Source organism: Bradyrhizobium pachyrhizi (assembly GCF_001189245.1).
In the GTDB taxonomy this organism is placed as follows: Bacteria; Pseudomonadota; Alphaproteobacteria; order Rhizobiales; family Xanthobacteraceae; genus Bradyrhizobium; species Bradyrhizobium pachyrhizi.
Window position 1 is genome coordinate 103,218 of the sequence record NZ_LFIQ01000077.1, and the last position, 10,297, is coordinate 113,514.

At 65.4% G+C, this 10,297-nt stretch carries 10 protein-coding genes and 1 pseudogene; 5 read left to right on the forward strand and 6 right to left on the reverse strand.

Going from position 1 to position 10,297, the window contains the following annotated elements; genetic code table 11:
* From AKL29_RS44945 to AKL29_RS16625, 3 genes are all read right to left on the reverse strand, one after another.
* On the reverse strand, positions 1 to 624 hold a 624-nt coding region (locus tag AKL29_RS44945), incomplete at its 3' end, for an LLM class flavin-dependent oxidoreductase (RefSeq protein WP_244482088.1).
* A 39-nt stretch (positions 625 to 663) separates the two neighbouring features.
* Positions 664 to 1,863, reverse strand: coding sequence for a CaiB/BaiF CoA transferase family protein (locus AKL29_RS16620; protein ID WP_050384901.1), 1,200 nt, complete (start codon positions 1,861 to 1,863; stop codon positions 664 to 666).
* Positions 1,853 to 2,854 carry an HpcH/HpaI aldolase/citrate lyase family protein gene (locus tag AKL29_RS16625; protein WP_028333943.1) on the reverse strand — a complete coding sequence of 334 codons (1,002 nt, stop codon included), beginning with the start codon at positions 2,852 to 2,854 and terminating at the stop codon, positions 1,853 to 1,855. Before AKL29_RS16625 ends, AKL29_RS16620 begins: the two co-directional genes overlap by 11 nt.
* A 143-nt stretch (positions 2,855 to 2,997) precedes the next feature.
* Here AKL29_RS16625 and AKL29_RS16630 point away from each other — a divergent pair, with 143 nt between their 5' ends.
* Positions 2,998 to 3,897: a LysR family transcriptional regulator gene (locus AKL29_RS16630; protein WP_038377426.1), complete on the forward strand. Its 900-nt coding sequence runs from the start codon at positions 2,998 to 3,000 to the stop codon at positions 3,895 to 3,897.
* On the opposite strand, the gene AKL29_RS16635 is transcribed toward AKL29_RS16630, so the two are convergent.
* Both AKL29_RS16635 and AKL29_RS16640 read right to left on the reverse strand, forming a co-directional pair.
* Entirely contained in the window at positions 3,894 to 4,448 is a 555-nt protein-coding gene (locus AKL29_RS16635; RefSeq protein ID WP_028333942.1) for a flavin reductase family protein, read from the reverse strand. The genes AKL29_RS16630 and AKL29_RS16635 overlap by 4 nt on opposite strands.
* Before the next feature lie 203 nt (positions 4,449 to 4,651).
* Positions 4,652 to 6,151, reverse strand: a complete 1,500-nt coding sequence (locus AKL29_RS16640; protein WP_028333941.1) for a bifunctional ADP-dependent NAD(P)H-hydrate dehydratase/NAD(P)H-hydrate epimerase — start codon at positions 6,149 to 6,151, stop codon at positions 4,652 to 4,654.
* 354 nt (positions 6,152 to 6,505) lie between these two features.
* On the opposite strand from AKL29_RS16640, the gene AKL29_RS16645 reads away from it, so the two are divergent.
* Both AKL29_RS16645 and glnA read left to right on the forward strand, forming a co-directional pair.
* Complete coding sequence (locus tag AKL29_RS16645; protein ID WP_011441447.1) at positions 6,506 to 6,844, forward strand: P-II family nitrogen regulator; 339 nt, start codon at positions 6,506 to 6,508, stop codon at positions 6,842 to 6,844.
* Positions 6,845 to 6,995: 151 nt separating this feature from the next.
* Positions 6,996 to 8,405 carry a type I glutamate--ammonia ligase gene (glnA, locus tag AKL29_RS16650; RefSeq protein WP_028333940.1) on the forward strand — a complete coding sequence of 470 codons (1,410 nt, stop codon included), beginning with the start codon at positions 6,996 to 6,998 and terminating at the stop codon, positions 8,403 to 8,405.
* 167 nt (positions 8,406 to 8,572) lie between these two features.
* On the opposite strand, the gene AKL29_RS16655 is transcribed toward glnA, so the two are convergent.
* The gene (locus tag AKL29_RS16655) at positions 8,573 to 8,836 is read right to left on the reverse strand and encodes a tautomerase family protein (protein ID WP_028333939.1); all 264 of its coding nucleotides are present in this window, start codon (positions 8,834 to 8,836) and stop codon (positions 8,573 to 8,575) included.
* A 152-nt stretch (positions 8,837 to 8,988) separates the two neighbouring features.
* Here AKL29_RS16655 and AKL29_RS16660 point away from each other — a divergent pair, with 152 nt between their 5' ends.
* Positions 8,989 to 9,966 (forward strand): GlxA family transcriptional regulator, encoded by a 978-nt coding sequence (locus AKL29_RS16660; protein WP_050384902.1) that lies wholly within the window; start codon positions 8,989 to 8,991, stop codon positions 9,964 to 9,966.
* 184 nt (positions 9,967 to 10,150) lie between these two features.
* Positions 10,151 to 10,297: pseudogene (locus AKL29_RS44950) on the forward strand (ABC transporter substrate-binding protein); the annotation flags it as partial.

Here is a 10,297-nt window from a genome sequence, read left to right on the forward strand (position 1 = left end):
CCCGCGCGAGCGGAAGAACTGCCCGTGATGGTCGAGCCGGTGCACCTTGGCCGGATCGGCGAACAGCCCGCTCTCGCGATCGAAGCTGACCGCGCCGTCCTCCCAGCTATTCCAGTGGCCGAGCACAACCTCCATGAACTCGTCGGCGCGGTCATAGCGCAGATCGTGGCTGAGATGCTGCGAGGCACCGAAATTCGCAGCCTCGGAGTCGTTCAGCGAGGTCACCACGTTCCAGGCGGCGCGGCCGTTCAGCAGCAGATCCATCGTCGCGAACACGCGCGCGACGTGGAACGGCTCGTAATAGGTGGTCGAATAGGTCACGCCGATGCCGAGCCGCTCGGTCGCCAATCCCATCGTGAGCGCGACCGAGACCGGATCGAGCTTCGCCGCGCGCACGCCGTGGCGGATGGTCTCGCGAAAATCGTCACCGAAGCGATCGGGGATCGCGAGCCGGTCGTCGAAGAAGGCGAGATGGAACTTGCCGTGCTCCAGCGTGCGCCCGATTTCCTGATAGTAGTCGCGCGAGAACCAGTTTGGCTTCGAGTCCGGATGACGCCAGGAGGCGGGATAGTTCGAGCAATTCTGGGCCTGCAGGAAGCCGATCAATTTCATCTGCCTGGTCATGGCGTGGTTCCTTCGTGGCCGCCGGAGAATTGGTTCACGTCAGATCACCCCGTCGTTGCGCAGCGCGGCGAGCGCCGCCGCGGTTGCGCCGGCAAGCGAGGTCAGGACTTCGTCGGTGTGCGCGCCGAGCGCGACGCCGGCATGCCTGAACCGCGGCGGCGTGCGCGACATTTTTGGGATCGCACTCGGCACCGCGATCAGGCCGGCGCGCGACGGCACCTCGGCGATGTTGCCGCGCGCGCGGTACTGCGGGTCGGCGAAGATGTCACTGATGCTGTAGATCGGCCCGCAGGGCACGTCGTAGCGCTCGCACTCGGCAAGCGCCGTCTCCAGCGGCATGGAGCCGATCCAGTCGGCGACCATCCCGTTGACCTCCTTGCGCCGCGCCAGGCGGCCGGCCATGGCCGCATAGCGCGGGTCGGTCGCGAGTTCAGGGCGCTGCATCGCCTGCGCCAAGCGCTCGAACATCTTGTCGCTAGAACAGGCCAGCGCCACCCATTTGCCGTCGGCGGTCTGGTAATGGCTGTGCGGCACGACATTGACGGTGTCGGCGCCGAGGCGTTCGCGGACGAAGCCGGTCTTGGCGAACACGGTCGCCATCTCGTCGAGCAGCCGGAACACCGATTCATATAGCCCGATGTCAACCACCTGCCCGTGTCCGGTGGCATCGGCATGGCGTAGCGCCAGCAGCACGCCGAGCGCGCCCCACAGCCCGGAAATATAATCGGCGAGCGAGGTCGAGCCCGGCATCACCGGCGCCCGCCCCGCCTCGCCGGCAAGATAAGCGAGCCCGCTGAAGCCGTGCGCGATCCGGGCAAAGCCCGGCTTGTCGCGCAGCGGGCCGTCCTGCCCATAGGCGCTGATGCGCAGCATCACGAGTTTTGGGTTGACTTCGCGCAGCGCCTCGAAGCCGAGGCCCCATTTCTCCAGAGTGCCCGGCCGGAAGTTCTCCAGCACCACGTCGGATTGGCGGACCAGCTCGCGAAACAGCGCAGCGCCACGCTCGCTGCGCAGATCGAGCGTCACCGACTTCTTGTTGCGGGCTTCGCTGAGCCAGACATAGGTGTCGCCGCAGTCGCTCGGGGTGCCGAACCGGCGCAAGGGATCGCCCGTGCCCGGCTGCTCGATCTTGATCACCTCGGCGCCGAAATCCGACAGCACCGTGCCGCAGAACGGCGCCGCCACGAAGGTCGCGATGTCGAGCACGCGAATTCCGGCCAGCGGTGGCTCATGCGACATCGCGCGCTCCTGCCCTGCCCGCCGACAGAATTGCGTCATGGCGGTCGATGATCGCCTGCGCGCGCTTGAGCACCGCAAGATCGATCAGCACGCCGTCCTGTCCGAAGGCGCCGTCGCCGCCAGCGCTGGCGGATTGAATTTTCGCCGTGATCTCGCGCGCCCACCCGATCTCGCGTGCGGTCGGCGAGAACACCTCGTTGGCAGCCTCGAGTTGCGACGGATGGATCGCCCATTTGCCCTCGAAGCCGAGCGCGGCCGCCCGCGCCGCACTGGCGCGAAACCCTGCGGCATCGCCGAAATTGGCATAGGGGCCGTCGATCGCACGCAGGCCGCGGGCGCGGCAGGCATTGGCGATCCGGGCGAGAGCGAAGTGCCACTGGTCGTTCCAGTGCATGCGGCGCGCGCCGTCCTCGCCGGCATCGGTGAGCACGGCATAGCGCGGATCGGAGGCGCCGATGATCTCGCCGCAGGTGCGCAGATCGATCGAGTAATCGCCGATGCCGAAGATGACCGCTTCCAGTCGCTCCGACGCCTGCACGATGTCCTCGACATTGGCGAGCCCAAGCGTGGTCTCGATCAGGATCTCGATGCCCAGCGGCCTTGTGCGCGGGAACTCACGCTCGAGCCCCGTCAGCAGCGCATCGACGAACTGGACGTCGAAGGCGGTGCCGACCTTCGGGACCATGACGAGGTCGAGGCGCGGCGCGCGGCTGACGATCTCGATGATGTCGCGATGCGCCCATTCGGTGTCGAGCCCGTTGATCCGCACCGCCAGCGTCTTGTTGCCCCAGTCGATCCGGTTCAACGCCTCGATCGCGATCTCGCGCGCCTCGGGTTTTCGCGGCGGCGCAACCGCGTCCTCCAGATCGAGGAAGATGAAATCGGCGGCGCTACTTGCTGCGCGTTCGAAGAAATGGGTCGAGGTCGCGGGAACCGCGAGTTCGGAACGCTGGACGCGGCGCGTGCGCGGCTTGGTGACGGTGAAGGACATCGGAGCATCTTTTCTGCATCGCGCCGCAGGATCGTCTCCCACGGCCAACACAGTCATGCTAGATGTCCGACACTGATCTTTCTAACGAGATTATCTTAAGAACTGTTCGGTTTTTCGGGACAATTCCCCTGCAGGGCAAAACGATGTCGCAGATCAATTTCAAGCTGCTGCACATGTTCATCGCGGTCGCCGAGAACAAGAGCTTTCGCCAGGCCTCCGAGCAGCTCAACCGCTCGCAATCCGCGGTCAGCATGCAGATCAAGCTGCTGGAGGACCAGGTCGGCGCCGCCCTGTTTCATCGCACCACGCGGCGCGTCGAGCTGACCGCTGAGGGCCTGCAATTGCTGACGCATGCGCGGCGCGCGCTCGGCGAATGGGAGAACGGCCTGCGCGAGATCCGCGAGGTCATCGACATCCAGCGCGGCACGCTGTCGCTGGCCTGCGTTCCGACCATTGCCGCGACCATCCTGCCGCAGGCGCTGCATGCCTTCCAGGCGAGCTATCCCGGCATCAACATCAATCTGCGCGAGCTTGCCGCCGAGGACATGCTGGACTGCCTGCGCCGGCGCGAGGCGGATTTCGGCATCGGGCCGGAGATGGACGGCTCGACCGAGTTTCAGTTTGCGCCGCTGTTCAACGACCCGATCTATGCGCTGGCTACAAGAGCGTTTCCGTTCCGCAAGCGCAGCGCGGTCGACCTTACCGAACTGTCCGCCTATCCGATCCTGCTCAACTCAAAATCGGCGGCGCTGCGCTCGATGCTGGAGCGCGCGCTCGCCACACGCAATCTGCAGATGAAGATCAAGTTCGAGGTCGAGCACAGCTACACGCTGGCCGCGCTGGCCGGCGCCGGCCTCGGCGTCGGCATCCTGCCGAAGGTCGCGTTGCCGCGGCCGATCAAGAAGACGATGCAGGCGCTGCCGATCGTCAATCCGACGCTGGAGCGCACGGTCTGCATCGTCTCGCTGCGCGGACAATCGTTCTCGCCGGCCGCCGGCGCGCTGACATCAGTGATTCACAAATTCCTCAAGCCGCGCCCTTAGGTCCGCCGGGCCAATCCGCAGAACGCGCCACCAAAATAGATCAGCGGCGTCTCCCCTTCACGCAGATGCATCGCGCGGACCGCGCCGACGAAGATCGAATGCGTGTCGTGCGCATGCTCGTCGATCAGCTCGCAGTCGAGGCCGATCAGCGCATCCCGCAGGATCGGCGCGCCGGTGGCAAGCGACAGCCAGCCGTCGGCGTCGGAAAAGCGATCGTCCCGCTCGATGCCGCGGCGGCCGGCGAACACATTGGCCAGCTCCGCCTGGTCGGCGTGCAGCATGTTGACGCCAAAGGCTGCAGTGCGCCGGATCAGGCCATGCGCGCTCGCCGAGCGGTTGACGCAGGCGATCAGCCGCGGCGGCGTGTCCGACAGCGAACAGACCGACGTCGCCGTCATCCCCGTTCTGTCGCCCGGCCCGCCCGCCGACAGGATCGTCACCGCGCCGGCGTGGTGGCGCATCGCCGCGCGATAGGACGCGGGGTCGACGCTCCCGTGAGCCGGAGCGGCGGTCCGTGCGGCGGTCGAAAGCAAGCTGGTCGGTGCGTTCATCTGACTGTTCCGGGCGAGAGGCGACGGTTTTGAATCGTATAGGCCAGCCCGACCGATCGCAGAAACGCAAATATCTAACCAGTTGTTCAGATCATCCGATCAATGCCGTCGGGCGTGTGCAGGCCCGCGTGTCACGGTAGCGCCAGATCGAATGCCGCGCGATGCACGCGGGCGGCGCATCCATGTCGGCGCGTGTGAACCGCCTAATACTCGATCCCGAACTCGTCATAGAGGCGGCGGAACACGGCGGGCAGCACTTCGGTGAGATCTTCCGCGATCAGGCCGGGGCCCGCCTCGCTCGCGCTCTCGCCGTGCATCCAGACGCCGATGCTGGCCGCCTCGAAGGCCGCGACGCCCTGCGCCAGGAAACCGGCGATGATGCCCGACAGCACGTCGCCGGCGCCGGCGGTGGCGAGCCACGGCGGCGCGTTGGCGGCGACGGTGGCGCGGCCGTCGGGAGACGCGATCACCGTGTCGGCGCCTTTCAGCAGCACCACCGCGCCGGAGCGCTCGGCCGCCGCGCGCACGCGCTCGAGCTTGGAACGGCCGGGATGCTTGTTGGAAATATCGCTGAACAGCCGCGGAAACTCGCCCTCATGCGGCGTCAGCACCACCTGCTGACCGTCGCTTGCCTTGATCGCCTCAAACAGCCGGTCCGGCGCGCCGGCAAAGCTGGTCAGCGCGTCGGCGTCAAGCACCAGATGCCGCTGCGCCGACAGCGCGGTGTGGACGAAGTCGCGGGTGCGCGCGCTGACCCCGGCGCCCGGACCGATCACGCAGGCATTGAGGCGCTTGTCGCCAAGCAGCTCGGCGAACTGGATCGGGTTGTCGACCGCGCGAACCATCACCGCGGTCAGCGCCGCGGCATTGACGGCAAGCGCATCACGCGGCGAGGCCAGCGTCACGAGGCCGGCGCCGGCGCGCAGTGCCGCGCGCGCGGCAAGCCGCGCCGCTCCGGTCGAGGCGAGATCGCCCGACACCACGACGGCATGCCCCCGCGCGTATTTGTGGCCGTCGATCCGCGGCACCGGGAACGACCAGCGCCAGGCCTCGGGCGCATTCTCCGCGGTCAGCGGCTTGATCTCGTCGAGCACCTGCGCGGCGATGCCGATGTCGGCGACGCGCACCCGGCCGCAATGCATCCGGCCCGGCAGCAACAGATGCGCGGGCTTCTTGCGGAAGAAGGTGACGGTCTCGGTCGCCTGCACGGCCGCGCCCATCACGGCGCCCGACGTGCCGTTGATGCCGCTCGGCAGGTCGACCGCCAGCACCGGCGTACCGTTGGCGTTGACGGCCGCGATCATCTCCAGGGGATCGCCCTTCACCGGCCGGTTGAGGCCGGCGCCGAACAGCGCGTCGATGATCAGCGCCGGCTTGCCGAGCGCCTGCGGATTGAACGGCAGCACCGGATATTTCCAGCCCTTCGCCGCCAGCGCCGCGTCGCCCTGCAGGCTGTCGCGCTCGCAAAGCAGGATCACCGAGACCTCGCGGCCGCGCGCGGCGAGCTCGGCGGCGGCGACAAAGCCGTCGCCGCCATTGTTGCCGCGGCCCGCGACCACCACGATCGGCCCCTCCTCGACCAGGTCCATCGCGGCTTCCGCGACGGCCTGGCCGGCGCTCATCATCAGCGCGAAGCCCGGCGTTCCGGCTGCGATGGTCAGCCGGTCGGCGCGTTCCATCTCGGTCGTCGTCAGAACGTCCATGCCGAATCCTCAATCGCTTCGCCTTTTCGAGAGGCAATTCCTGTGACGTTCGCGGGGTTTCTACTGGCCGACTGCATACGGATTGATCTATTTGCCTATTTGTTAGGCTTGGATATCATAGCCCATGTGGTTCGATATCAGCCGATTGCCTGTTAAAAGGCTGATAACATTCCGAAATCGGGGACCTTAACAACTTGGCATAGACCCTGCTTTTGAGGAAGCCGCGCGCGAGGCCGCTTCATGCGACCATTGCGCGTGTTTCCGGCCACCGGCCGGAAGGCTTAAGACCAACCAGACTGCGCCCCACGCGCATCGAACTCGACCCTGCAATCTGCAATGCCCGGGAGGCGCTCAGTGAAGAAGATTGAAGCCATCATCAAGCCCTTCAAGCTCGACGAGGTGAAAGAAGCGCTCCAGGAAGTTGGACTGCAAGGCATCACCGTCACCGAGGCCAAGGGGTTTGGCCGCCAGAAGGGCCATGCCGAACTCTATCGCGGTGCGGAATACATCGTCGACTTCCTGCCCAAGGTGAAGATCGAGATCGTGATCGGCGACGACCTGGTCGAGAAGGCGATCGACGCGATCCGCCGCGCGGCGCAGACCGGCCGGATCGGCGACGGCAAGATCTTCGTCTCCAACATCGAGGAAGCCATCCGCATCCGGACCGGCGAATCCGGGCTGGACGCTATTTAAGGGCGGTGCTATCCGGATTTTCTGACGGCAAAAGAGAAAAAAGGCTGCTTCGGCAGCCTGATTTCGTTTGTGTAGTCACACGAACTCGCCAAAAGCGGGAATAACGTCGCTCTCCGCTGGAAACCGACCCGCACATCCATAAGGGGTATTCATGAAGACCGCCAAAGACGTCCTGAAATCGATCAAGGACAACGACGTCAAATACGTCGACCTGCGCTTCACCGATCCGCGCGGCAAGTGGCAGCACGTCACCTTCGACGTCAGCATGATCGACGATGACATCTTCGCCGAGGGAACGATGTTCGACGGCTCGTCGATCGCCGGCTGGAAGGCGATCAATGAATCCGACATGTGCCTGATGCCCGACCCGGTCACCGCGACGATCGACCCGTTCTTCGCCGAGACCACGATGGTTATCACCTGCGACGTGCTCGAGCCGACCACCGGCGAGCCCTACAACCGCGACCCCCGCGGCATCGCCAAGAAGGCCGAGGCGATGGTGAAGTCGATGGGCGTGGGCGACACCGTGTTCGTCGGCCCCGAGGCCGAGTTCTTCGTGTTCGACGACGTGCGCTATTCGGCCGAGCCCTACAACACCGGCTTCCGCCTCGACTCCTCCGAGCTGCCGATCAACTCGGCGACCGAATATGAGGGCGGCAATCTCGGCCACCGCATCCGCACCAAGGCCGGCTACTTCCCGGTGCCGCCGCAGGACTCGGTGCAGGACATGCGCTCGGAGATGCTCGGCGCGATGGCCAAGATGGGCGTCAAGGTCGAGAAGCATCACCACGAGGTGGCGTCGGCCCAGCACGAACTCGGCATGAAGTTCGACACCCTGACGCTGATGGCCGACCATATGCAGATCTACAAGTACTGCATCCACCAGGTCGCCCACATCTACGGCAAAACCGCCACCTTCATGCCGAAGCCGGTCTATGGCGACAACGGCTCGGGCATGCACGTCCACCAGTCGATCTGGAAGGACGGCAAGCCGACCTTCGCCGGCAACAAATATGCCGACCTGTCGGAAACCTGCCTGCACTATATCGGCGGTGTCATCAAGCACGCCAAGGCGATCAACGCCTTCACCAACCCGTCGACCAACTCCTACAAGCGTCTGGTCCCGGGCTATGAGGCTCCGGTGCTGCTCGCCTACTCTGCCCGCAACCGTTCGGCGGCCTGCCGCATCCCCTACACGGCGAACCCGAAGGCCAAGCGCGTCGAGGTGCGTTTCCCCGACCCGATGGCCAATCCCTATCTCGGCTTCGCCGCGATGCTGATGGCTGGCCTCGACGGCATCAAGAACAAGATCGATCCGGGTCCGGCGATGGACAAGGACCTCTACGATCTGCCGAAGGAAGAGCTGAAGCAGATCCCGACCGTGTGCGGCTCGCTGCGCGAGGCGCTCGAGAGCCTCGACAAGGACCGCGCGTTCCTCAAGAACGGCGGCGTGTTCGACGACGACTTCATCGACGCCTATATCGAGCTGAAGATGACCGAGGTCGCGCGCTTCGAGATGACCCCACACCCGGTCGAGTTCGAGATGTACTACTCGCTGTAAGCTTTACGGCTACCTACGAAATGCGAAAGGCGCTTCCACTGGAAGCGCCTTTTGTTTTTGGGTGAGAACGGTGCGTAGGAAGGGTAGAGCGAAGCGAAACCCATCGCACCGGTGCAAGCCTTGAGATGACGGGTTTCGCTTCGCTCTACCCATCCTACGAAGGAAGGTTACGCCTTCGCCTTGGCGAGCCGACGTCCGCCGGCGTCGAGCGCGCCGAAGGTGCCCGCGATCATGTCGGGCGTCGGGATCATGCCACCGAGCGACCAGCTCGCCGGCTCGCCCTCCTCGATCTTGACCCAGACGTTGCGGCGGAAGTCCGGGTTACCCTGCCCCTCGATCTCGACCATGAGGTCGGTGACGCGCTCCAGCAGCGCCTGCTTCTGCGCGACATCGAAGATGCCGCGGACGGTGGAAATGGTGACGTAAGGCATGGTCTCTCTCCATTGCTGAGGGTGTGACAACGCAGCGAAGATGGACCGGCGCGGCACAATCAGGCAGTGGCCGATCGGACAGAGATCGGGCAATATCTGCCACCGCCCGATCGCGCTGATCGGCTAGCATGACGGCGAAATCCGGAGGTCCCATGAAGCTTGCGATCCTCGCGCTGGAAGGCTGCATGCAATCGGCGGTCGCCGGCATCGCCGACATCCTCACCCTCGCCAACCACGTGATGCAGCTGCGCGGCGGCAAGGCGCGCTTCAGCTGGCAAACGCTCTCGCTCGACGGCAAGGCGGTGCGCGCCGGCGGCGGCAAGTTGCTCGCCGTCGATGGCGCGGTGGGCAGGCGGACGGCGTGCGACGCGATCATCGTACCGGGCAGCCTGGTCGATCATCTCACCGCCGAGCGCCTGCAACCGCAATATGACCGTGCCGGCGCCTGGCTGCGCCGGCAGCATGCCAGCGGCCGGTTGATCGGCGCGTTCTGCAGCGGCGTGCTGCTGCTCGCCAATGCCGGCCTCCTCGACGGCCGCCGCGCCACCATCACCTGGTGGCTGCAGAGCGAGCTCCGGCGCCGCCATCCCAAGGTCGATCTCGCCGGCGATGCCGTGATCACGCAGTCCGATCGCCTGGTCTGCGCCGCCGGCCCGATGTCGTGGGTCGATCTGTTGCTGCGGCTGATCGAGCTCGTCGAAGGCGCGGAGGTCGCAAAAGTCTGCGCCGACTATGCGGTGATCGACACCGCACAGCGCACCCAGGCGATCTTCATGCCGCTCGGCTACATGCTCGGCCAGGATCCGCTGCTGATGAAAGCGGACATGCTGGTGCGCCGCACCGGCAAGACCCCGATCACGGTGCGCGGCCTCGCACACGCGCTCGGCCTCAGCGAACGCACGCTGAACCGCCGCTTCCGCGAACTGACCCATGAGCCGCCGCAGGCCTTCATCATGCGCCGCCGCGTCGAGCACGCCCGCACGCTGCTGGAGACCACGGCGCAGCCGATCAAGGCGATCGCCCGCGCCACCGGCTATGTGGACGAAAGCAGCTTTCGAAAAGCCTTCCGCAAGCTCACGCTGACATCGCCGCAGGCCTATCGCGCGCAGCGGTCGATGCGCGCGGCCTGATCGCAGGAAGCCCGGAAGACTACGGTCAGCAACGCTGACGAACCTGATGACGTGCTGCGAACAGCATACAAGGTTGTGTTTCCGGGATCGACAACGCCTGGGCCCGGGTGTTCACTGCCGGCAAGGACCCGAAAGCGGCTTCCGATAAAACACACATTCATTTTTCTGCATGGGGAGAAACGAGATGTCTTTCGTCGCTCGACGAATGGCGGCGCTTTCGACCGCCATCACCATTCTCGCCGTCTGTGCTGGCAGCGCATTCGCCCAGAAGAAATACGACACCGGCGCAACCGATACTGAAATCAAGATCGGCAACATCATGCCCTACAGC